Origin of the sequence: Acetobacter sp. DsW_54 (assembly GCF_002153575.1) — a bacterium.
Lineage (GTDB): Bacteria > Pseudomonadota > Alphaproteobacteria > Acetobacterales > Acetobacteraceae > Acetobacter > Acetobacter fabarum.
Genome location: NZ_JOPD01000007.1, coordinates 202,281 through 224,344, shown reverse-complemented (window position 1 = coordinate 224,344; position 22,064 = coordinate 202,281). Strand labels below are relative to the sequence as shown.

The following is a 22,064-nucleotide window of genomic DNA, read 5'->3' as shown; positions in this document are numbered from 1 at the left end:
GGAATAATTCCGTTATTTCTTCCAACCCACACGGCAGTATTGCCCGGGGGCAGACATGCAGATTGCACACGATATTCTTCTGCGTTCCTACCGTTCCATGCGGACCATCCGCGATTTTGAGGAACGCCTTCATGTAGAGTTCGCAACCGGAGAAATTCCGGGATTTGTCCACCTGTATTGTGGTGAAGAGGCATCCGCCGTTGGTGTCTGCGCTCATCTGAGCGACACGGACACAATTGCCAGCACGCACCGCGGTCATGGCCACTGTATTGCCAAAGGTGTTGGCGTAGAGGGCATGATGGCCGAAATTTATGGGCGCAAAACCGGGGTATGCCACGGCAAAGGCGGATCCATGCATATTGCGGACCTGTCTCTGGGCATGCTCGGTGCGAACGGCATCGTTGGGGGAGGGCCACCGCTGATCTGCGGTGCTGCCCTTTCGCACAAGGTGCTCAAGGATGGTGGCGTTGCCGTCGCGTTTTACGGTGATGGCGCTTCCAACGAGGGCACCACGCTGGAAAGCCTGAATCTGGCCATGGTCTGGCAGCTACCTGCCGTTTTTGTCTGCGAGGATAACGGCTATGGCGAGGCAACGGGAGCATCCTACGCCTGCGCAGGCACACAAAAAGCGCGCGCCGCAGGCTTTGGCATGCCGTATTTTGACTGCGACGGCACAGATTTTTTTGCCGTGCATGAGGCCGCCGGGCAGGCCATAGCCCATGCGCGCGCAGGCCACGGCCCGGTGATGCTGCATGTTCATCTGGCCCGCTGGTACGGCCATTTTGAAGGCGACGCCATGACCTACCGCGCCAATGGCGAAGTAGCCAGAGAAAGGGCCGAGCGTGACTGCCTGCAGAAGTTCCGCACGCATGTCACAGAGACCAGCCTGCTCGACCTGTCCGCACTGGATGACATTGATACCAGCGTGAAGGACGAAATCGAGGCCGCCGTAAAAGCCGCCAAAAACGCCCCATTGCCTGAACCTGCCGACCTGCAGGCAGACGTTTACGTTTCTTACTGAGCCACGCGCAATACGGAGTATTCTCATGTCCAAAAAAAGCTTCCGTCAGGCCATTAATGAAGCCTTGCGTCAGGAAATGCAGCGTGACCCACGCGTTATTCTCATGGGAGAAGACATTGCTGGCGGGCAGGGTGGTTCTGCTGGCGTGGTAGACGCATGGGGCGGCGTGCTGGGGGTTACCAAAGGGCTTTATACCGAATTTGGTGCCGAACGGGTGTTTGATACCCCCATTTCCGAGGCATCCTATATTGGAGCCGCCGTTGGGGCGGCCGCAACCGGCCTGCGCCCGGTGGCTGAGCTGATGTTTGTGGACTTTGTAGGCTGCTGCCTCGACCAGATCATGAATCAGGCCGCCAAATTCCGCTACATGTTTGGTGGTAAGGCTCGCACACCACTGGTTATCCGGGCCATGTATGGCGCGGGCTTTAATGCGGCGGCACAGCACAGTCAGGCGCTTTACCCGCTTTTTACCCATATTCCGGGGCTTAAGGTTGTTGTCCCCTCATCCCCTTACGAAGCAAAAGGGCTGCTGATCGAGGCAATAAGGGACGATGACCCCGTTATCTTCCTTGAAAACAAGGTCATGTACGATGATGAAGAGGAAGTGCCCGATGAGCCTTATTCCATCCCGTTCGGGGAAGCCAACCTGACGCGGGAAGGCGATGATGTAACCATTGTTGCCTTTGGCCGTATGGTCAATTTTGCCAACGAAGCCGCCGACAGGCTGGAAAAAGACGGCATAAGCTGCACGGTTATAGACCCCCGCACCACATCCCCGCTGGATAGCGCCACCATACTGGAATGTGTGGAAGATACGGGACGGCTGGTCATTGTTGATGAATCAAGCCCGCGCTGCAACATGGCAACCGATGTAGCCGCACTTGTGGCGGAACAGGCGTTTGACGCGCTCAAGGCCCCCATACGCCAGGTTGTGCCCCCGCACACGCCAGTCCCCTTCGCAACCGTGCTGGAAAAACTCTACCTCCCCGATGCGGCCCGCATTGAATCGGCGGTTCGCTCCGTCATGGCCTATAAAAAAGCAAAGCAGGATGCCTGAGCAATGACAGACCTTATCACCCCAATCACAATGCCCAAGTTTGGTCTGGCCATGACCGAGGGAAAAATTACAAGCTGGAACATTCCCTCCGGCGCGCAGGTAGAAGCCGGGCAGGAAATTGCAGACATAGAAACCACCAAAATCACCAATGGCTACGAAAGCCCGGCCTCTGGCACGCTGCGCCGCCAGATTGCAACGGAGGGAGAAACCCTGCCCGTAGGTGCTCTTTTGGGTGTTCTGGCCGAACCTGCCGTGAGCGATGCGGATATTGATGCATTCATTGCCAAGTTTCAGGCTGATTTTTCATCCGACAGTGCTGCTGACACGCAGGCTGATCACGCAGAACCCATTATGGTCAACGTTGGGGATCTGACACTCCGTGTGCAGGAAGCCGGGCAGGGCGATGCGACGCCTGTCCTGTTCATCCACGGTTTTGGTGGGGACCTGGGCAACTGGATGCTCAACCAGAATGCTCTTTCCACCGACCGGCGTACGGTTGCTTTTGACCTCCCCGGCCACGGAGGGTCATCCAAAAACGTGGGAGATGGAACCCCCGCAGGCTTTGCGGCAACAACTGCGGCTTTGCTGGATAAGCTGGAAATAACGAGCGTTCATGTTGTTGGTCACTCGCTCGGAGGGGCTATTGCACTGGAACTTGCCAAAACCTGCCCGCAAAAAGTGGCGTCCCTTTCCCTCATTGCTCCTGCGGGCTTAGGGCAGGGCATTAATATGGATTTTATTGAAGGGTTTATCTCCGCAGATCGTCGCAAAACCCTTGAGCCTGTCCTGAATTATCTGGTGCATGACAAAACCCTGATTTCTCGCAAGATGGTTGAAGACATTATTCGCTTCAAACGTCTGGATGGAGCGCTTCAGGGCTTGCAGACAATTGCCTCCGCCTGCTTCCCCAATGGCAAGCAGGCGGAGGATCTTCGGCCCGTTCTGACCAGTTTTGCTGGGCCAGCCCAGATCATCTGGGGGGAGGCGGACGAGGTTATCTCACCCAATGATGCCAAAAACCTGCCGGATACCATACCCGTAAGCCTGCTCCCCCAGACTGGCCATATGCCACAACTGGAAAAAGCAGCGGACGTAAATGCAGCACTCATAAAGCTAGCAAAATAAGTCACAGCGTCTTTCCCCTTGCAGCTCCATTTTGCTGCAAGGGATTTTGGCCAGCCTTTTAAAACCCTGCCATAGCTTGTTTCTTACAACACGTGCTCTGAGCATTCTGTTCCGGGAATGAGACAGTTTTTATAGCTTGAGGACACAGCCACGTGAGCTCATACGATTTCCAACTATATTATATCTGCTTATTTTATATATCTCTTTTCAAAAGCCCAACCCCATGCAGCGTAACGGTTGGCGATTAGGACTGATTATTCAATAACCCCAACACGCTGCGCCTGTTTTTACAACGGCAGCCTCCTTGATGGAGATCCCTCATGCTGTTTGGCAAAAAGCCGAAACGGCTCCTGCTGACCTTAAGTCTGTGTGGCGCCAGCATGCCTTTATTAACACCCGGGCTCGCCTATGCGGCGGATATTACTCTGGGAATCATTGGTCCACATGAATATGACCTGCCTGTGGACTACAAGCCATTTAACGTATTGGTCCAGTATGGGAATGGGAATGCATCTGGCAACACCTATAACAGCACCGGCCAGCGCGTACCTGCCCATGGAGGAAGCCACACATGGTCCGGGCTTACCAAATACGTGCATTTTCGCACATTTGATGCGCTCCCGCATGTTGGCTTTGCTTTTGAGGTCATCCAATCTGAAAACTATACTCTGGCAGGCGGCACAAATTACGGTGGGCTAGGGGGGACCATTGTGGGGCCTGCTGCGTGGTTTAAACCCAATGCACACAGCACTCTTGGTTTTCAGACATTCCTGCAAACACCTTCTGGTACGCGGGATACTTTGGCCACGGGGTACTGGGCCAATATATCGAGCATTATTTTTGATTATGAATGGAAGCATTTTAGCTTTGACGGCGATGTAGGCACTGTTGTTGGCTCAACAAAACATAAAACTGGCCAACACAGCTATTCGCCCGGCGTCGTTTTTTACAGCAATTTACGCTTTAGCTGGAAAGCAACAAAACTGATCGAGCCATACTTTGCCTTTGACTGGCAGAACGTTGGCGGAACCTATGACCAGAGCATTCATGCAGACCTGAGCAACTCCAACAGCCGGGAAATAGCCCCCGGGCTGGGCGTTATGTTCAATATCAGCCGGACAATCAGTTTCACCACGCGTTACGCACATTCCATAGAAGGCCGCAACACGCCGGAAACAAACGCTTACTACGTGAAGTTCCTCTACCTGTGGCCATAGTACAGAATACCAGCAGACTGGTTCCGGACATTACAGGGCGAGTGTGTCGTAAAGTAGTTTAAAGTTCAGGATAAGAATAACCCCGGCGACAAACCAGGAAAGAACCGCAAAGGGGCGGGAAATGGCAAAAGAGCCCATCATTTTGCGGTCTGAAACAAACAGAACCAGAGGAATGACCGCAAAGGGCAATTGCATGGACAGCACAACCTGACTGGCCATGAGCAACTGACCAACACTGGCGTTACCATACAACACAATGCCGACCATGACCGGAACAATTGCCAGCCCACGGGTTAAAAGCCGCCGTGCCCAGTGTGGCAGTCTGAGATGCAAAAACCCTTCCATCACAATCTGCCCGGCAAGCGTTCCCGTAATGGTCGAATTTGTGCCCGCAGCCAGCAGAGCCAGCGCAAACAGGGTAGAAGCAACCCCCAGCCCCAGAAGAGGGGAGAGCAGGTGGTAGGCATCCTGTATTTCCGCCACATCCTGATGCCCTGTTGTATGGAAGGCTGCGGCAGCAACAATCAGAATGGCGGCGTTAATAAACAGGGCCAGCATAAGCGCGATGGAACTATCCCATGTGGCCCAGCGTATGGCGTCCTTACGGCCCCGCTCCGTCCGTTCATAAGCCCGGCTTTGTACTATGGAGGAATGCAGGTACAGATTATGGGGCATAACGGTCGCCCCTATAATGCCAATGGCAATATAGAGCATTTCGCTATTCGTCAGGATTGAAAGCGAAGGCTTCATACCAGCCAGCACAGCCGCCAATGGGGGAGCCGCGGCTATAAGCTGCACGGCAAAACACAGGGCGATAATGCTTAAAAGCCCGATGATGAATGCCTCCAGATACCGAAACCCACGGTTCATAAGAAACAGCACCAGCAAGGCATCAAGGCTGGAAATTAACGCACCGCCAAGCAGGGGAATATGGAAGAGCAGCTGCAATGCAACCGCGGTGCCAATAACCTCCGCCAGATCACACGCAATAATAGCCAGCTCGCAGGCAACCCAGAGCAACGCATTAAGCGCGGGATGAAAACGTTGCCGGCAAGCCTGAGCAAGATCCAGCCCTGTTGCAATACCCAGACGGGCAGAAAGGGCCTGCAATAAAATAGCCATAAAATTGGATAACAGGATAACAGACAGCAATACGTAGCCGAACCGCGCCCCCCCTTGCAGGTCCGTTGCCCAGTTGCCGGGGTCCATATACCCGACAGACACCATATACCCCGGCCCCACGTAGCTTAAAAAGCGCCGCATCCAATGGGTATCATCCCTCGGCACACGGATACTGGCGAAGGCCTCCGGCAGGGAATGCCGACTATCGGCATGATCGGGATGAAAGACAGGTGGCTGCATTATTTCTGGCACTCAGGCAATCCAGCTTGTGTGGCACAGGCGATGCCCTGCCCAGAGGCACAAGACCAGATTTCGGGAATAAGTACTTTATTGGTCCTCATTCCAGGACTGTGGCAACAGATCTGCCATTGGGCAAGCCCCCAACGCGTTCTTGAACACAACGATTAACCCGTAAAATCCGGCCGGGCTGTGCCCCCATGGTTTATGGTGTGTATACTAACGCGCTACAGGTCACGCCCGACCGCAAGCGAACTGCTTTATTCTGTCAGAAGATACGCCATGACCGTACAGCCAGTTGTCCTTTTCCCCGATCAGCGTTTGCGTGAGGTTGCCATGCCAGTCACCTCGTTTGACAGCACATTGCGCACCCTTGCAACGGACCTGCTGGACACACTCCGCGCTGTTCAGGGGCTAGGCATAACCGGCCCACATATTGGCGTTGGCCAGCGCGTGGTTGTTCTTGATCTGCCAGATTGCGATGAACCGGAAACCTACATTAATCCAGAAATTATCTGGCTGTCCGAAGATACCGTCATGAATGAAGAGGGCAGCATTTCCATGCCAGGCATATCCGCCACAGTTATGCGCCCGGCAAAGCTGAAGGTCCGGTATGCAGACCTGAATGGCCATATGCAGGAGAGGGAGGCAGATGGCCTTCGTAGTGTCTGCTTACAGCACGAGATTGACCAACTGGATGGCGTGTTCTGGCTGCAAAAGCTCTCCAACCTCCGGCGTAACCGCCTTATGGCACGGTACAGAAAACTCCAGCAGCCATGAGCCGGATAGCAAGGAGCAACTAGCCAGCCACACCCGAGTACACATCTGCACCAAGATATTAGCCAGTGCTGATATGCCCTTTGACGCAACGACTGGCGCTGGAAACATATACTTAACATTTTGAGGGGGAGTGGAGGTCCGGGCGGGAATCGAACCCACATACGCGGATTTGCAGTCCGCTACATCACCATTCTGCCACCGGACCAACGGTGTATGGTGGGAGCGTTATGTCCTTTTCTTTCAAATTGGTCAAGCCGTTGTGTTGTGCCAATTTTAAAACAGTATGTCAGACAGACTCCTGCCCATGGTCGGCGCGGGTCAACCGGGTAGATGGCCAATCAGGAGTGTACGCAGCATGAATGCTCATACGGCCACCGCCATGCTTCAAGGAGAACAGTCAATGGATGCAACCCTGTATGCCCAAGCACGCAACCTGATGGTGGACGACCAGTTGCGCCCATCCGAGATTACCGATTCGCGTATTCTGGAGATCATGCGCCACCTCCCGCGTGAGCACTGTGTTCGCCCCGACCTGCGCAATGCGGCTTATGCAGATACCAGCCTGCCCTTGGCGCAGGGCCGTGTTTTGTCACAGCCCCTCCTGACTGCCCGCCTTGTGCAAGCGGCAGAACCAGCTGCCGGGCAGCATGTTCTGGTTGTGGGAGCTTCCACCGGTTACACCGCTGCCCTTTTTGCGCAGCTTGGCCTGCATGTGACCGCACTCGAATCCAATTCCGAACTGGCACAGATCGGGCAGGGGTTCTGTCAGGCTCAGGCCCCGGATGTTGTCTGGCAGCAAGGCGCTCTGACCGAAGGGGCGGCAGACTCGGCACCGTATGACCTGATTTATTTTGATGGCTGCATTGCAACACTTCCTGACTTCTGTGACCGGCAGCTTTCCGCCAAAGGCCGCATTGTAGGTTTGCTACAAAGTGGGTCATCCCTCCCAGAAGCCTTTAGTGCGGTCAGGGAGCCCGGATATTCCAAGCCTTTCAGGCTGACATTCCTGTTTGAAGCACAAGCGCCACTCCTGCCCGGTATGGTGCCTGAACACGCGTTCTCCTTTTAAAAAAGGGACAGATAAGGCGTCTCATTTTCAATCCGTCACAAACTATAAAATGGAATTTAATCTCGCATCGTGGCAAGGAACAGTGCCGCAAACCTATTGCGGTAACTGCAAGCGGGAGCAGCCTCATGCGGCGTATTTGCGAAACCGGCCTGAGCCTGGCGGTCATACTGTGCGGCACAACCGCATGGGCGCAAAAATACGATGGAAGCGGCTCCCCCTCCTTTATCCCGCATACACTGCAGGAATCTCTGGCCGCCGCGTATCTGACCAACCCGACCCTGCAAGCGGCACGCGCCTCGCTCCGCGCCACGGACGAGAGTGTGCCAACCGCCCTTGCAGGCTGGCACCCCACAGTAACCGGGCAGGTCGGCCTTTCTTACTATAACGGGATCAATGATTATCAGGGGGTCGGGCATCCCCGCACGCACCAGTCCCTGCGCCGTTACGATACGCCGGGATATTCAGCGGGTGTTGCAATCAATCAGCCAATTTACACCGGAGGCAAAACCACAGCAGCTACGCATGAGGCCGTTAATCAGGTCATGGCCGCGCGTGCGCACCTGATTTCGGTTGAACAGCAGGTCTTCAAACAGGTCGTCAGTGCCTATGTGGGCGTGATTGAAGACGAACAGCTCCTGCAACTGAACATTAACAATGAACGAGTTTTGCAGCAGCAGCTACGCGCAACCAGTGAACGCTACAGGGTAGGGGAAATTACCCGGACCGACGTTGCTCAGGCGGAAGCCGCCTACGCATCAGCACAGGCGGCACGCCAACAGGCTGAGGGCACATTGCAGACTGCCCAGGCAACATACATGCAGGTTATTGGCATGGCACCGCCCCCTAATCTGGTGCCGCCACAACCCTTGGTCCTACCCGTTAAAAATGAGCAGACCGCCGCCGCACTGGCGGTCAGGAATAACCCCGATGTTATTCACGCACTTTTTACCGAGGCATCGCACAAAGATTCCGTGGGCGTTGCCATGGCTGCCATTCTCCCCAAAGTGTCTGCAACAATGGGGTATCAGCATCAGGTTAATCAGGCCCTGAACAACCAGATCAATGACAGTAAATACGCGGCTCTCAACTTCAATATCCCCATTTATCAGGGGGGATCGGAGTATGCGGCGGTCCGTCAGGCCAAGCAGCTTGCGCAGGAAGCACACCGGGAGGTGGACGTCCAGCGCCGTGCAGCAGCACAGGATGCGGTTTCCAACTGGCAGAAGCTGGTCACTTACCGGGCGTCCATCGCAAGCAATCGGGTTGCGATCAAGGCGGGTACCGTAGCACTGGGCGGGGTAGAGCGGCAGGCCATGGTTGGCACCAGCACAACCCTTTCCGTCCTGCAGCAGCAGGAGAGTCTGTTGCAGGCCCAGGTGGCCCTTGTGCAGAGCCTGAGCAACATGGTCCTGTCCTCTTACAACGTGGCAGCCGCCATTGGACGCCTGACTGCTGTTGATCTGAAGCTGAATGTTCCCCTTTATGATGACAAAGCATACTATAACGCGGTAAAGGATCGGTTATGGGGGTTGAACGATTACGCGCTCAACCAGCCGGGTCGATAATGTTAAGCCAGCAGTGGCAGGGATGTTTGTATGGTGTCGCCTCAGGACTCATCAGAAGAAACAGGTAAATCCGTAGCGGATACCCTGTCTTCCATTCGGCAGGTACTGCATGATGAGCACCTCTCGGCTACAGCAGAACATGCCCCGGAGCCGCAGGATGAACAGGACGACGATGTGCTTGTCCTCTCTCCATCCATGATGGACTCTGCGCAGCAGGGGGAAAAAGAGGCTCCCGCTGCCCCCACCCGTACCACGGATACAGCTCAGGCAGGCGGCAAGGCCGACCTTGTGCAACCGCGGGCCGTGGATCATGATGAAGTATTATCTGTAACGGATCTCAGGCAGATCGAACTTAACAAAAAGGCTGAACATACCATGTCTGGTCCACTGCCCATCCCTTTGAATGACGAAACGGTTTCCGATACCGCCAACTCATTTGCCGTGCTGCAGAAAAGCCTGCAGGAAAAATATCTTAGAGAACATGAGGAGAGAAAAGTGGCTGTCACGCATGAAGGGTCTCTGACGGTTGAAGACATCGTGCGCCAGGAAGTGCGCGTTTTCCTCAAAAAATGGCTTGATGCCCATCTGGCAAGCATTGTGCAGGCTGCTGTACGCAAGGAAGTTGAACGCCTGACGCAGCGCGGTCTGTAAGGTTTTCTTCCCCTCCACCGGCCTGTAACCCTATGGGGGCAGGCCAATGGAGGGGAATCCTGTGGTCTGTTAATTGCTTTGCAAAGGCGGGGGCTAGATGCCTTCCGCCTTTTTTACGTGGTGTGGTTGGATAAATATGCTGAACAAGACTTTTGAGCCTGCACAAACAGAAAACCGGCTGTACGAACTGTGGGAAAGCAAGAAGGCTTTCTCTGCCCAGCCAGCAAGCGACAAAAAACCTTTTACCATCATGATCCCGCCACCCAACGTTACCGGCACCCTCCATATGGGCCATGCGTTAACCATGACCTTGCAGGATACCCTGATCCGCTGGAAGCGCATGCAGGGGTTTGATACCCTTTGGCAGCCCGGCACGGACCACGCCGGCATTGCAACGCAAATGGTTGTCGAGCGCACACTGGCAGCCGAGGGCAAAACAACCCGGCAGGATATGGGCCGCGATGCCTTTATTGAGCGCGTGTGGCAGTGGAAGGAAGAATCCGGCGGGGGCATTACCCGCCAGCTGCGCCGCCTTGGCGCATCGCTCGACTGGCCGCGTGAGCGCTTTACCATGGATGAAGGCCTCTCCCGCGCAGTCAAAGAAGTTTTTGTTTCCCTCTACAAGGATGGTCTGATTTATCGGGACAGACGGCTGGTCAACTGGGACCCCGCATTCCGCTCCGCCATTTCTGATCTGGAGGTGGAAAGCAAGGATGTCGCAGGCAACCTATGGTACATCCGCTATCCGGTTGAAGGGCAGGGCGACGCAACCATTACTGTTGCCACCACTCGCCCCGAAACCATGCTGGGCGACACGGCCGTAGCTGTTCATCCCGAAGATGAACGTTACAAGAGCCTGATTGGTAAATTTGTTCGCCTGCCCCTGACAGGCCGCCTGATCCCGATTGTGGCGGACGAACATTCCGACCCGGAAAAAGGGACAGGTGCAGTCAAAATTACGCCTGCACATGACTTTAATGACTTTGAAGTCGGCCGCAGGCACCAGCTCCCCATGCTCAGCATTCTGGACGAGCAGGCCCGCATTGTGCTGGACGAGATAGAAGAAGAACTCAGCGCGCAGGATGGTCTGGCCGACCCCGCCTTTGTTCGCTCACTTGCTGGCACCACGCGAGAAGAGGCACGCAAGATTATTGTCGCCAAGCTGGAAGAAACCGGCTGGCTGGAAAAAATTGAACCCCATCGGCATCAGGTTCCCCATGCGGAACGCGGGGGAGCTGTAATTGAGCCCCGCCTGACCACCCAGTGGTATTGCGATGCTGGCAAACTGGCGGGGCCTGCCATTGAGGCCATTACCTCTGGCCGGGCCAGCTTTATTCCCAAACAGTGGGAAAATACCTTTTTTGCATGGATGCGTGACATCCAGCCCTGGTGCATTTCCCGCCAGTTGTGGTGGGGGCACCGCATCCCCGCATGGTATGGGCCAGACGGCCATGTGTTTGTTGCCCATGACGGTGAAGACGCGCAGCAACAGGCTCAGGCGCATTACGGCAAGACAGAACCCCTGACACAGGACGAAGACGTACTGGATACGTGGTTCTCGTCTGCACTATGGCCGTTTTCAACGCTTGGCTGGCCGGACAAAACCCCCGAACTCGACCGGTATTACCCAACGGATGTTCTGGTAACCGGCTTCGACATCATTTTCTTCTGGGTCGCCAGAATGATGATGATGGGCCAGCACTTCATGCACGATGTGCCCTTCCGCAACATCTTCATCCACGGTCTGGTGCGCGATGAGCACGGGCAGAAGATGTCCAAAAGCAAGGGCAACGGCATTGATCCGCTGGAGCTGATCGAGGATTACGGCGCAGACGCCATGCGCTTTACCATTTGCGCCCTGACCGGCATTGGGCGGGACGTCAAACTCGGCCGCAAACGGGTGGAAGACTATCGTTCCTTTATTACCAAGCTCTGGAATGCCGCCCGCTTTTGCGAAATGAATGGCGTACGAGCCCCGGTCAACTTTGACCCCACACAGGTCCAATCCCCTCTGGGTCGCTGGATTCTGGCCGAAGCAGCAACCGCCATTGCCGAGGCAACCCGTGCGCTGGATGCCTATCGTTTTGATGAATACGCACTGACCTGCTACCGCTTTGTCTGGAACCGCTTTTGTGACTGGTTCCTGGAATTTGCCAAGCCGGTCTTTAATTCCGCCAATGATCAGGAAGCAGCAGAAATCCGCGCCGTTGCAGGCCATGTATTGGGCGTGATCCTGCGTCTGCTGCAGCCTGTTGTGCCATTTGTAACAGATACACTGTGGCATGAATTCGGCTTTGGTGAGGAAGGCAGCCTGATAGCCGCGCAATGGCCTGAACCCATTGCCCCCACCGGCGCAGACGAAGCCGTGGCAGAATGCGAGCAGATCATTCGCCTGATTACGGAAATCCGCACCGTTCGGGCTGAAATGAACGTTCCGCCGTCACAGACGGCCCCTGTTCTTCTCAAGGATGCAGCGCCACTAACGCTGGAACGCATTGGCCGGTGGCAGGAAGCCATTTGCCGCATGGCCCGCGTAACACAGACAAGCCCGCTTGCCGGGGATATTCCCAAAGGTTCTGCTCAGGCTGTTGTGGATGAAGCTACGGTCATTATCCCGCTGGAAGGGCTGATTGATCTGGCCGTTGAACGAGAGCGGCTGAAAAAAGAACTGTCCAAAGCGGAAGATGAAGTTGCCAAGACCGAAAAAAAGCTTGGGAACGAAAACTTTGTCAGCCGCGCTAAACCAGAAATCGTGCAGGAAATGCGCGATCGTCTGGAAAGCCAGCAGGGTGAATGCGTACGTCTTAAAGCGGCCCTGTCCCGCATAGCCTGAACAAACAGGCCCCACGAACCCAATATATTCGTGGGGCTACCTGACTGAAAGGGATCATACGCATGGCGGAAACAGCAGTGCTGGGGGGTGGTTGCTTCTGGTGCCTGGAAGCCGTTTATCGCCAGATGCGTGGCATAACCTCAGTTGTACCCGGTTATGCGGGAGGCACGGTTTTACACCCCACATACCAACAGGTCTGCTCCGGACAAACGGGGCATGCCGAGGTTGTACAGTTGGAGTGGGACCATGCCGTACTGAGTTACCGCCAGATACTGGAGTGCTTTTTTACACTCCATGACCCCACAACCCTGAACAGACAGGGGCACGACGTTGGAAGCCAGTATCGGTCTGTCATTTTTTATACGTCCCCACAGCAGTGCGACATTGCTCAGGAAGCCATAAGCGGCATCACAAATAGCAATTTATGGGGGGCAAAACCTGTGACCGAAGTGTTGCCACTGGATACATTCTGGCCAGCCGAACCCGAACATCATGATTACTATGCCAAGCACCCGTATGCCGGGTACTGTCAGGCTGTTATTGCGCCCAAAGTCACCAAAGCCCGGCAGGCTCTGGGGGACATGATGTTACGAGCAGGGGAATAACTACTCGCGGCTGTCATCTGGCAGAAAAAAACGGTCGCTCTCTTCATCATAATCGAACAGTTCTGCAAAACGGGTCCAGCCAATAATGGTCTGGAGCGTCTGCCGCGCATAATCGGGGGACATGCAGGCTTCCAGTTCGTCACGGAAGCGCTCGGCTTTAACGCTATGCGTCGGACGTTCATCCAGCAGGGCACAAATCATTTTTACTAGCGGCACATGGTGCCTGAGCGCATGGCCCATAATGGCTTTGCGTTCATCCAGATCACTCAATACAAAATGAACGCCCTCGTTGGTCAGCAGGATGTCTCCATCCTCCAGCTCGGCCAAAGCCAGCAGTTCGAGAGATTCCCCAAGCGGGAACAGGTCATCCAGTTCAAGCTGCAATTTTTCTGCTAGAATCGGCAAATCTGCTCGCCCGTTCAGGGGGGGGGCGGCCAGAGCCTCCATCATGCCGATCATCATGGTGATGGACACAGGCACCAGAGCCCGGAACCCCGGCACCACGGAAGATGCCGCCGAGGAGCGGTGCATCAGATCTGCTTCCGAGATAATTGGCGCGCGCTGCGTCATCAGTGCATAAATATGATCAACCAACTGGCGGAAGGCCGCATCCTCCCGGTTCCGCGGGTGAGGGAAGGGGACAGGCAACACATGGGCAATACGGCCGGGATTGGAAGATGAAATCACAATCCGGTCACACATCAACACGGCTTCTTCAATGTTGTGTGTCACAATCAGCATGCTCTGCACGGGCAGTTTGTTGTCTGACCAAAGCTCGACCAGATCGGTACGCAGGTTTTCCGCGGTTAGAACATCCAGTGCGGAGAACGGTTCATCCATCAGCAGCAGGGCCGGATTAACCACAAGTGCCCGGGCAAGCCCCACACGCTGCTGCATGCCCCCAGAAAGTTCCTTGGGCCATGCATTTTCGTACCCACCAAGGCCGATCAGGTCGATTGCACTTTCCACCAGCGGATCACGCTCGGCAGCGGGCACACCCTTTGCATCCAGGCCAAGAGCCACATTTTCTTCAATGGTCATCCACGGGAAAAGCGCAAAGGACTGAAAAACTATGGCAACATCGGGTGTTGGCCCTTTAAGAGGCTCCCCCTTCCACAGCACCTCCCCCGAGGTAGGGGGGAGCAGCCCGGCAATAATCCGCAACAGTGTGGATTTACCCGACCCGGAACGCCCCAGCAGCCCAACAATTTCACCCGCATGGATCGTCAGGTTCACATCATCAAGCACCTGCACATCCGCGGTGCTATCCTTATGATAGAACTGCCGGACGTTGCGCAGCTCCGCCAGAACTGTCTGTTGCGGCGGAGTACGCCCAGGTTGAGAGGGAAAGACCATTTCAGGTTAATCCGTTCAATTCAGTTTCAGACGGCGAGAAACATAGTCAGACAATGGGCGCCATAAAAAAGCGTTCAAGGCCATCATAAACAGGCACATGGCAACCGCACCAAGGGCTACGGCACTTACATCCCCCCGGGCAGCGGCCATGGCCATAAAGCTGCCAAGACCGCGCACACTCAGCGTGGTCTGCCCCCACTGGAGCCATTCCACAGCAATGGCGGCATTCCATGCGCTGCTGGTTGCAGCCACAAGACCCGCCAGATAGTACGGTAAAATCCCGGGCAACAGTACCTTGCGCCACCACAGGCTACCTGTAACATTCAGGTTACGGGCCGCTTCCAGCAGATCAGACGGGTAAGCACTCGCACCAGCCAGAACACCCAGTGCAATATACCACTGCGCCCCCAGCACAATCAGCGGGGATTGCCAGAACGTGGGCACAAACGGACAAGCCACCAAACCAGCCGCCCATAATGGAAACAGCAGGTTGGCAGGGAAAACAGTGCAATACTGAATAAGCCGCTGCATGCGCCCGGCATAAGGTGATTTAAGCCCCAGCCAGACACCAAGAGGGATCCAGATCAGGGATACCAGCCCCACCATAACAAAAACACGCAGCCCGGTTATGCCACCACACAGGATAACAGAAAAAAGAACAGGCAGACCACAGGCTGCATACAGCAAGGGCCACGCCATAACAGCAGCAAACAGCGCGACCACAACAGCTAAAGCCGCCACAAGCCAGCCACCCCACTGTGTGTTTCCGTCAACCGTATGTTCCTGCACATAACGCGCACCTATGGGCAGGCGGCTGAACCTGCGCGCGGCATTGACGCAGAACAGCACACACAGACGAAACAGGTGCGTACGCCGCAAAAGTTTAAGAAACCAAGGTTCCGCAAGGTGCGGCTCCCCAACCTTGCCAGGTTGAAAGCGCACCGCCCAGGCCGACAGCGGGCGGAACAGAATCTGGTCAAAAACAACAATAATCACCAGCATGCACGCAAGCGCTGCCAGCAAAGCTCCTACATTGCGCTCACACGCCGCTTGCCGGACATAAGAGCCGATCCCTGCAAAAAGCCAGTTATGGCCATCCAGCACCACGCTCTCGGCATATAATGCAGCAAACCAGCTCCCCCCCATGGACAACATGGTTTTGCGCACCAGCGCAGGAATGGCAAAAGGCACTTCCAGCTGCCAGAACTTCTGCCACGATGTCAGCCCGAAGCAGCAGACCACATCTTCCAGTTCAGCTGGAACGCCATAAAACCGCTGGCAGAGAACCTGCACCATGCCCCAGAACTGACTGCACCAGATGGTCATGATCACCACCACCTCGGCCCCTACAGCCTGTGTTGGCATGTGGCTTTGCACAAAGGGCAGAACAAGCAGCGGAATAGCCAGAACAGGAAAAGCCTGCCCAACATCCAGCAATGGCAGCAAGCATTTGGCGGCCCAGCGGCTGCGGAAGATAAGCGCTACACACAACAAAGCCGAAACAAGGGACAAGCCCAGCCCAAGCAGCATGCGGCCTATGGTCTGCACCGCGTAGTCAGGCAGGTACACAAGCCCTAGCGGCAAGGCTTCCACAGCACCAGACAACACGGTGAGATTGGACGGAAGATACGCAACACATAACAGGATAACAGAAAAAACAAGAAACCCGGCAAGCCAGCTCCCATGCCTTTTGCCGCAGGATGCGGGCAGGGAGGAACATAACTCAGGAGAAAATGGAAATTCCTGCTGCCGGTCGCTCATGACGCTCCCGTTCCCGTACTGCCAAACCCTCCCGCCCCGCGCTCGGTTTCATCCAGATTGTCGCATTCAATCCAGGTTGCACGGATAACGGGCGCAATCACAGCCTGCGCAATACGCATGCCGGGCTCTACAACAAACGCTTCCTGCCCTGCGTTCATGACAATCACGCCGATCTCGCCACGATAATCTTCGTCAATGGTTCCCGGCGCGTTTGGCAGGACAATTCCATGTTTAAGGGCCAGCCCGGAGCGGGGGCGTACCTGTAGTTCATACCCGGCGGGGAGGGCGATGCTCAACCCGGTTGGGACAAGCCCCCTCTGCCCGGGTTCAAGCCGCAAGGGAGCATCAAGAGCTGCCAGAAGGTCCATGCCCGCGGCACCCTGCGTGGCATATGCTGGCAGGGGAAGGTCCAGTCCATGAGAAAGTCGCCGAACCTTTATACCTACGGTACCGGACGTTTTTTCAGAGACGGACATGCACTACTCCTTGGATTTGAACCAGATATTGTATCAAGGTTATTCAGAAAGCCAGTCCGTTATACGCGCGGCAAGCTGTTTTGCCACGTCTGCCTTGCTCATTCTGGGCCAGTGTTCAACGTTACTGGCGGTTATCAGCACAACTTCGTTATTCACCCCACCCATATTGCCGGTCTGGGGGCTTACGTCATTCGCCACAATCCAGTCGCACTGCTTGCGCTGGCGCTTGGCGGTAGCGTGCGCGATGACATTTTCTGTCTCAGCCGCAAACCCCACCACCAGCCGGGGGCGGCCCGCACCCGGAGCGGAAAGTTCGGCCAGAATATCGGGGTTGGGCACAAGTTTTATGGCAGGGGCCGTATCGGAGCCGCCGGTCTTTTTTATTTTCTGCCCGGCTTCGTGCTCAGGCCGCCAGTCGGCCACCGCGGCAGTGCATACTGCCACATCAAACGGGCCGCTTCCCATAACCAGAGCCTGCATTTCCCGCGCGGTTTCGCACGCCAGATACGTCACCCCGGCAGGAGCGGGAAGGGATACAGGGCCACTCACCAGAGTAACGCTTGCTCCCATGTCAGCCAAAGCCGAGGCAAGGGCAAAACCCTGCTGGCCGGACGACCTGTTGGCAAGGTAACGCACAGGGTCCAGTGGCTCATGCGTTGGCCCCGCCGTAACCATAATACGGCACCCCGCCAGCGGCCCTGCCTGACATTGCTGCTGGCGAAAAAAAGCCAGAACTGCATCTTTAATTTCAACAGGCTCAGGCATACGCCCCGGCCCAAACTCGCCACAGGCCATGGGGCCACTGGCAGGCGGCAGGATGCGCATACCCCGCTCGGCCAGCAATGCCACATTGGCCTGTGTTGCGGGGTGCTCCCACATGCGCACGTTCATGGCAGGCACAGCCATAACTGGGGCATCTGTTGCAAGGAGCAATGCCCCGGCAAGGTCATCTGCCAGACCACTGGCCATGCGCGCCAGCAAATTAGCCGATGCCGGGCATACAAGCACCAGATCCGCCGAGCGTGAAAGGGCGATATGCCCCATTTCCTGCTCAGCAGTCAGGGAGAACAGGTCCGTGTGCACCGGCTGCCCGCTTAGGGCCTGTAACGTGAGAGGCGTTACAAACTGGCTCCCCCCTTCGGTCAGCACGCACCGGACCTGCATGCCTTCAGCCTGTAGCAGACGCAGCAGTTCCGGGGCCTTGAAGGCGGCAATACTACCGCCAACAATCAGCAGAACCGAGCGGGCAGGGGAGGAAGCAGACATGCCTGATCAGATACGCCAGCCGGAATGGATAGCCGCAATCCCGCCAGACAGGGACTGATAACGCACATGGGACAGACCAGCCTCACGGAACATGTCCGCCAGTGTTTCCTGATCCGGGAACATGCGTATGCTTTCCGCCAGATACTGGTAACTTTCGCGGTCCTTGGCGACCATCCCGCCCATGGCAGGCAACACCTTGAAAGACCATGCATCATAAATAGGAGCCAGCGCGGCAACCTGCACACGCGAGAACTCCAGGCACAAAAAGCGCCCACCGGGCTTGAGCACGCGGCGCGCCTCGCGGATCACGGCCAGTTTGTCCGTGCAGTTACGCAAACCGAAGGCAATGGAAACGCGATCTACAGACATATCGCGCACAGGAATAGCCTCGGCATCCACAACGCAGAAGGAAAGATCGGACACCAGACCACGGTTGAGCGCCCGATCACGCCCGACAGAGAGCATGCTGCGGTTGATGTCGGTCATAACAACAGGACCGCCACCGGCCTTGAGCCAGCCGAACGAAATGTCGCCCGTACCACCAGCGAGATCAAGCAGTGTCAGGCCGGGCTGGGGGCCGAGTTCCGTTACGAATATGCGCTTCCATATTCGGTGGATACCCAGCGACATGATGTCGTTCATCACGTCGTATTGTCCGGCCACGCTGTCGAACACGCCGCGGACGAGGTTTTTCTTTTCTTCCTTCCTGACGGAGCGGAAGCCAAAATCCGTTTCTTCCACAGTTACGTCAGAAGGAGCGGGGGAGGGCGCAAAAGAGTTGTCGGTCATGGGTTTCCTCTATACCCTGCTTTATAGCCATGCCGGAACTCCCCGAAGTAGAAACCGTGATGCGCGGCATGCAGATAGCCCTGCAAGATCGCGTTATTGAACAGACCATTATCCGTCGCCATGACCTGAGATGGCGGATTCCTGCCGTTTTTTCACAGCAGGTTACGGGGTCCACAATCCTGAGCTTTTATCGGCGGGGTAAATATATTCTTATCCGCCTGTCCTGTGGCCAGTCGATTGTGCTGCATCTGGGCATGTCAGGACGGGTGCTGCTCGATTCTCCCAAAACACCCCAACCACACGAACATGTGGTTTTTATAACCGATGACGGCAAACGCTGCGGGTACATAGACCCGCGCCGTTTTGGCATGCTGGACCTTGTGCCCACCCACGAAGAAGACACCTACCGTGCTTTTGTAAAAATGGGGCCCGAACCATTAGGCAACCAGTTCAGCCCGCAAACCCTGCTGGATGCGGGTAAAGGACGACGCACCGCCATAAAGCCCTTCCTGCTTGACCAGCATGTGGTGGCCGGGCTGGGCAATATTTATGTGTGTGAGGCCCTTTACCGTGCAGGCATCGCGCCAACCATACCGGCCTGCGACCTCAAACCCAAAGCAGCGGGGGCACTGGTCCGCGCCATCCGCGCCGTTCTACAGGACGCCATCGCCGCAGGTGGGTCCAGCCTGAAGGACTACGTGCGTCCAGAGGGCGGGCTCGGCTACTTCCAGCACGCATGGCAGGTTTACGACAAAAAGAACCAGCCGTGCCCCAAGTGCCCGGGCACTCCCAAATGCGCCGGTGTGCAACATATGACACAAGCCGGCCGCACGACGTTTTTCTGCCCGCAACATCAGAAAAACGGGTAAAATTCGAGCGTTTGGACCGGAACATGCTTGACTGAAAGCGCATGCGTGCATTACAGCACCGCTTACTCTTTGTGCTGATGGGCCATTGCGGCGCGTTGGCACCTTACTTTTTCTTAGTGCTGGACAGAATAGAAACCCATGGCGAATATCGCTTCGGCGCGTAAGCGCATCCGGCAGACCGCGAAGCGGACTGCCCGTAACACGGCCCGCAAATCCCGCATGCGCACTTTCATCAAGAAAGTTGAAACCGCGATTGAATCCGGGGATCAGGCAGCCGCTCGTGAAGCCCTGCGCGTTGCACAGCCGGAAATCCAGCGTGCAGCCAGCAAAGGCGTTGCACACCACAACACGGTTGCCCGCAAGATTTCCCGCCTGTCTGCCCGTATCAAGGCGCTGGCAGCAGCGTAATCAAGCGATCGGGCGCTCCGTAAGGAGCGCCTATGCGATTGTTTGCAGCAAAGCCGAATCATCAGGCCGATGGTTCGGCTTTGCTTTTTGTATGTGGCCATTCCCTGCCACAATCCTGCCCTGCGACCGGGAAATGCTTTTTCGTTGCCCGCGGGCATGACACTGCTTTATCTTGGTTGGAATACCCTTGAGCAAGCCAGACCAAAAAGAGTATCCACGGTCCTGCTGAGGCAAGGTATACGCATCAGGATAAATTAGCGCCGGCAGCTTGTGTTAGAACACGGAAGCCGTTGAATTTTTTGCGCAGCACATGCGCCTTTAATGACCGCTCGGGAGCAAAAATGACAATCGGAGTGGACGATGACGAAAGCGCCTTTTCCCGACTGGAAGACAATAAAGGGCTTGCGGAATCGTGGCTGCGTATCTGTGGCCGCCTGAAAGGTGAGGTCGGGGAGGTTGAATACCGCACCTGGCTAACCCAGATTGCCCTAGGGCCGATTGATGGCGACGAAATTACGCTCCTTCTGCCCACCCGCTTTTTGCGCGACTGGGTCCGTAGCCAGTACGGAGACCGCCTGAACGAGCTGTGGCATAATGAGATTCCCTCCATTCGGCGGGTTGAATTGCAGGTTGCCCGCCCGGGTGACCCGGCTCCGCTACCCGTCACTGAAGTTGCCGCTGCACCAGCAAGTGCCGCTCCCATCCCCACGGAAGACAACAGCCCGGCAAGCCGCCCGGTTGCCGAAGTGCGCAGCGACCTTGTAACCGCGCTGGACAGCCGATTTACGTTTGACACGTTCGTTGTCGGCAAACCCAACGAATTTGCCTATGCCTGCGCGCGCAGGGTGGCTGAAAAACCCTCCAGCGTCGGCTTTAATCCGCTCTTCCTGTACGGTGGCGTCGGGTTGGGTAAAACGCACCTCATGCACGCCATTGGTGCGGAACTGGTTAAAAGCGGCAATGTCTCGGTGGCCTATATGTCCGCCGAAAAGTTTATGTACCGCTTTATTGCGGCCATTCGCTCCCAGTCCACGATCGAGTTCAAGGAGCAGCTTCGCTCCGTGGATGTCCTGATGATCGACGATCTTCAGTTCCTGATCGGTAAGGATAATACTCAGGAAGAGTTCTTCCATACGTTTAACGCTCTGGTGGATGCCGGGCGGCAGATTGTGGTTTCGGCCGACAAGTCCCCCTCGGACCTGTCCGGGCTGGAGGACAGGCTCCGCACCCGTCTGGGCTGTGGCATGGTGGCAGATATTCACGCCACAACATTTGAACTGCGCATTTCCATTCTGGAAGCCAAGGCAGCTGCATCCGGTGTGGTGGTTCCCGCAAAGGTGCTTGAGTTCCTTGCACACAAGATCACATCCAATGTGCGTGAACTTGAAGGCGCACTGAACCGCCTGATCGCCCACGCCAATCTGTTTGGCCGGCCGGTCACGCTCGAAGCCACGCAGGATGTGCTGCACGATATTCTCAAGGCCCACGACCGGCGTGTGACCATTGAGGAAATCCAGAAAAAAGTGGCTGAACACTGGAATATCCGCTTAACGGATATGTCCTCCGCCCGCCGTGCCCGCAACGTGGCACGCCCGCGTCAGGTGGCCATGTATCTGGCCAAGCAGTTGACCAGCCGCTCGCTACCCGAAATTGGCCGCAAGTTTGGTAATCGTGACCACACCACAGTCATGCACGCGGTTAATCGCGTAACGGAACTGATGGAGCGTGACGCAGCATTTGCAGAAGATGTGGAACTGATGCGCCGCATGCTGGAGAGCTAGAACCAGCACCTTCAAAAAGATTGACGGATAAACGCGGCCTGTTAGTTTTAGAATGGATAAGACGGGTTCCATCTCC

19 protein-coding genes and 1 tRNA gene are annotated in these 22,064 nt (G+C 56.0%); 13 read left to right on the top strand and 7 right to left on the bottom strand.

Annotated features, from left to right (window positions below):
* The first annotated feature begins 55 nt into the window (after positions 1–55).
* The 4 genes from HK20_RS05180 (at position 56) to HK20_RS05165 (ending at position 4,420) form a co-directional block, all read left to right on the top strand.
* A complete protein-coding gene (locus HK20_RS05180; protein WP_086646004.1) occupies positions 56–1,021 on the top strand; it encodes a thiamine pyrophosphate-dependent dehydrogenase E1 component subunit alpha in 966 nt (321 codons plus the stop codon).
* A 25-nt stretch (positions 1,022–1,046) separates the two neighbouring features.
* Entirely contained in the window at positions 1,047–2,078 is a 1,032-nt protein-coding gene (locus HK20_RS05175; protein ID WP_086646003.1) for an alpha-ketoacid dehydrogenase subunit beta, read from the top strand.
* A 3-nt stretch (positions 2,079–2,081) separates the two neighbouring features.
* Positions 2,082–3,203 carry an acetoin dehydrogenase dihydrolipoyllysine-residue acetyltransferase subunit gene (locus HK20_RS05170; RefSeq protein ID WP_086646002.1) on the top strand — a complete coding sequence of 374 codons (1,122 nt, stop codon included), beginning with the start codon at positions 2,082–2,084 and terminating at the stop codon, positions 3,201–3,203.
* A gap of 380 nt (positions 3,204–3,583) precedes the next feature.
* Positions 3,584–4,420 carry a transporter gene (locus HK20_RS05165; RefSeq protein WP_086646069.1) on the top strand — a complete coding sequence of 279 codons (837 nt, stop codon included), beginning with the start codon at positions 3,584–3,586 and terminating at the stop codon, positions 4,418–4,420.
* 30 nt (positions 4,421–4,450) lie between these two features.
* Here HK20_RS05165 and HK20_RS05160 read toward each other — a convergent pair whose 3' ends face one another.
* A complete protein-coding gene (locus tag HK20_RS05160; RefSeq protein ID WP_086646001.1) occupies positions 4,451–5,782 on the bottom strand; it encodes an Nramp family divalent metal transporter in 1,332 nt (443 codons plus the stop codon).
* A 279-nt stretch (positions 5,783–6,061) separates the two neighbouring features.
* On the opposite strand from HK20_RS05160, the gene HK20_RS05155 reads away from it, so the two are divergent.
* Entirely contained in the window at positions 6,062–6,559 is a 498-nt protein-coding gene (locus HK20_RS05155; protein WP_086646000.1) for a peptide deformylase, read from the top strand.
* A gap of 131 nt (positions 6,560–6,690) precedes the next feature.
* On the opposite strand, the gene HK20_RS05150 is transcribed toward HK20_RS05155, so the two are convergent.
* A tRNA-Cys gene (locus HK20_RS05150) sits at positions 6,691–6,764 on the bottom strand.
* 195 nt (positions 6,765–6,959) lie between these two features.
* On the opposite strand from HK20_RS05150, the gene HK20_RS05145 reads away from it, so the two are divergent.
* The 5 genes from HK20_RS05145 (at position 6,960) to msrA (ending at position 13,282) form a co-directional block, all read left to right on the top strand.
* Positions 6,960–7,628 (top strand): protein-L-isoaspartate O-methyltransferase, encoded by a 669-nt coding sequence (locus tag HK20_RS05145; RefSeq protein ID WP_086645999.1) that lies wholly within the window; start codon positions 6,960–6,962, stop codon positions 7,626–7,628.
* Positions 7,629–7,753: 125 nt separating this feature from the next.
* Positions 7,754–9,193, top strand: a complete 1,440-nt coding sequence (locus tag HK20_RS05140; protein WP_086645998.1) for a TolC family outer membrane protein — start codon at positions 7,754–7,756, stop codon at positions 9,191–9,193.
* A 30-nt stretch (positions 9,194–9,223) separates the two neighbouring features.
* Positions 9,224–9,844 carry a DUF2497 domain-containing protein gene (locus HK20_RS05135; protein WP_086645997.1) on the top strand — a complete coding sequence of 207 codons (621 nt, stop codon included), beginning with the start codon at positions 9,224–9,226 and terminating at the stop codon, positions 9,842–9,844.
* A gap of 136 nt (positions 9,845–9,980) precedes the next feature.
* A complete protein-coding gene (locus HK20_RS05130; RefSeq protein ID WP_086645996.1) occupies positions 9,981–12,677 on the top strand; it encodes a valine--tRNA ligase in 2,697 nt (898 codons plus the stop codon).
* Positions 12,678–12,739: 62 nt separating this feature from the next.
* Positions 12,740–13,282, top strand: a complete 543-nt coding sequence (msrA, locus tag HK20_RS05125) for a peptide-methionine (S)-S-oxide reductase MsrA (protein WP_086645995.1) — start codon at positions 12,740–12,742, stop codon at positions 13,280–13,282.
* On the opposite strand, the gene HK20_RS05120 is transcribed toward msrA, so the two are convergent.
* Genes HK20_RS05120 through HK20_RS05100 form a run of 5 tightly spaced genes read right to left on the bottom strand, consistent with a single transcriptional unit; the run spans position 13,283 to position 18,930 of the window.
* The gene (locus HK20_RS05120; RefSeq protein ID WP_086645994.1) at positions 13,283–14,638 is read right to left on the bottom strand and encodes a nitrate/sulfonate/bicarbonate ABC transporter ATP-binding protein; all 1,356 of its coding nucleotides are present in this window, start codon (positions 14,636–14,638) and stop codon (positions 13,283–13,285) included.
* A gap of 15 nt (positions 14,639–14,653) precedes the next feature.
* Positions 14,654–16,399 carry an ABC transporter permease subunit gene (locus HK20_RS05115; RefSeq protein ID WP_086645993.1) on the bottom strand — a complete coding sequence of 582 codons (1,746 nt, stop codon included), beginning with the start codon at positions 16,397–16,399 and terminating at the stop codon, positions 14,654–14,656.
* Positions 16,396–16,875: a dUTP diphosphatase gene (dut, locus tag HK20_RS05110; protein WP_086645992.1), complete on the bottom strand. Its 480-nt coding sequence runs from the start codon at positions 16,873–16,875 to the stop codon at positions 16,396–16,398. The genes HK20_RS05115 and dut overlap by 4 nt, the downstream gene beginning before the upstream one ends.
* 39 nt (positions 16,876–16,914) lie before the next feature.
* Positions 16,915–18,141, bottom strand: a complete 1,227-nt coding sequence (gene coaBC, locus HK20_RS05105) for a bifunctional phosphopantothenoylcysteine decarboxylase/phosphopantothenate--cysteine ligase CoaBC (protein WP_086645991.1) — start codon at positions 18,139–18,141, stop codon at positions 16,915–16,917.
* A gap of 6 nt (positions 18,142–18,147) precedes the next feature.
* Positions 18,148–18,930 carry a class I SAM-dependent methyltransferase gene (locus HK20_RS05100; RefSeq protein WP_086645990.1) on the bottom strand — a complete coding sequence of 261 codons (783 nt, stop codon included), beginning with the start codon at positions 18,928–18,930 and terminating at the stop codon, positions 18,148–18,150.
* Between the two features lie 29 nt (positions 18,931–18,959).
* On the opposite strand from HK20_RS05100, the gene mutM reads away from it, so the two are divergent.
* The 3 genes from mutM (at position 18,960) to dnaA (ending at position 21,988) form a co-directional block, all read left to right on the top strand.
* Positions 18,960–19,799, top strand: a complete 840-nt coding sequence (mutM, locus tag HK20_RS05095; protein WP_086645989.1) for a bifunctional DNA-formamidopyrimidine glycosylase/DNA-(apurinic or apyrimidinic site) lyase — start codon at positions 18,960–18,962, stop codon at positions 19,797–19,799.
* 138 nt (positions 19,800–19,937) lie between these two features.
* Entirely contained in the window at positions 19,938–20,207 is a 270-nt protein-coding gene (gene rpsT, locus HK20_RS05090) for a 30S ribosomal protein S20 (protein WP_086645988.1), read from the top strand.
* A gap of 341 nt (positions 20,208–20,548) precedes the next feature.
* Positions 20,549–21,988: a chromosomal replication initiator protein DnaA gene (gene dnaA / locus HK20_RS05085; protein ID WP_086646068.1), complete on the top strand. Its 1,440-nt coding sequence runs from the start codon at positions 20,549–20,551 to the stop codon at positions 21,986–21,988.
* Positions 21,989–22,064: the final 76 nt, after the last annotated feature.

Excerpts from the sequence above, each read along its gene's own strand:
- dut (WP_086645992.1), bottom strand. The coding sequence starts at position 16,875 with ATGTCCGTCTCTGAAAAAACGTCCGGTACCGTAGGTATAAAGGTTCGG.
- coaBC (WP_086645991.1), bottom strand. The coding sequence starts at position 18,141 with ATGTCTGCTTCCTCCCCTGCCCGCTCGGTTCTGCTGATTGTTGGCGGT.
- HK20_RS05180 (WP_086646004.1), top strand. The coding sequence starts at position 56 with ATGCAGATTGCACACGATATTCTTCTGCGTTCCTACCGTTCCATGCGG.
- mutM (WP_086645989.1), top strand. The coding sequence starts at position 18,960 with ATGCCGGAACTCCCCGAAGTAGAAACCGTGATGCGCGGCATGCAGATA.
- HK20_RS05100 (WP_086645990.1), bottom strand. The coding sequence starts at position 18,930 with ATGACCGACAACTCTTTTGCGCCCTCCCCCGCTCCTTCTGACGTAACT.
- HK20_RS05120 (WP_086645994.1), bottom strand. The coding sequence starts at position 14,638 with ATGGTCTTTCCCTCTCAACCTGGGCGTACTCCGCCGCAACAGACAGTT.
- HK20_RS05155 (WP_086646000.1), top strand. The coding sequence starts at position 6,062 with ATGACCGTACAGCCAGTTGTCCTTTTCCCCGATCAGCGTTTGCGTGAG.
- msrA (WP_086645995.1), top strand. The coding sequence starts at position 12,740 with ATGGCGGAAACAGCAGTGCTGGGGGGTGGTTGCTTCTGGTGCCTGGAA.
- HK20_RS05135 (WP_086645997.1), top strand. The coding sequence starts at position 9,224 with ATGGTGTCGCCTCAGGACTCATCAGAAGAAACAGGTAAATCCGTAGCG.
- HK20_RS05115 (WP_086645993.1), bottom strand. The coding sequence starts at position 16,399 with ATGAGCGACCGGCAGCAGGAATTTCCATTTTCTCCTGAGTTATGTTCC.
- dnaA (WP_086646068.1), top strand. The coding sequence starts at position 20,549 with ATGACAATCGGAGTGGACGATGACGAAAGCGCCTTTTCCCGACTGGAA.
- rpsT (WP_086645988.1), top strand. The coding sequence starts at position 19,938 with ATGGCGAATATCGCTTCGGCGCGTAAGCGCATCCGGCAGACCGCGAAG.
- HK20_RS05130 (WP_086645996.1), top strand. The coding sequence starts at position 9,981 with ATGCTGAACAAGACTTTTGAGCCTGCACAAACAGAAAACCGGCTGTAC.
- HK20_RS05175 (WP_086646003.1), top strand. The coding sequence starts at position 1,047 with ATGTCCAAAAAAAGCTTCCGTCAGGCCATTAATGAAGCCTTGCGTCAG.
- HK20_RS05165 (WP_086646069.1), top strand. The coding sequence starts at position 3,584 with ATGCCTTTATTAACACCCGGGCTCGCCTATGCGGCGGATATTACTCTG.
- HK20_RS05170 (WP_086646002.1), top strand. The coding sequence starts at position 2,082 with ATGACAGACCTTATCACCCCAATCACAATGCCCAAGTTTGGTCTGGCC.
- HK20_RS05145 (WP_086645999.1), top strand. The coding sequence starts at position 6,960 with ATGGATGCAACCCTGTATGCCCAAGCACGCAACCTGATGGTGGACGAC.
- HK20_RS05140 (WP_086645998.1), top strand. The coding sequence starts at position 7,754 with ATGCGGCGTATTTGCGAAACCGGCCTGAGCCTGGCGGTCATACTGTGC.
- HK20_RS05160 (WP_086646001.1), bottom strand. The coding sequence starts at position 5,782 with ATGCAGCCACCTGTCTTTCATCCCGATCATGCCGATAGTCGGCATTCC.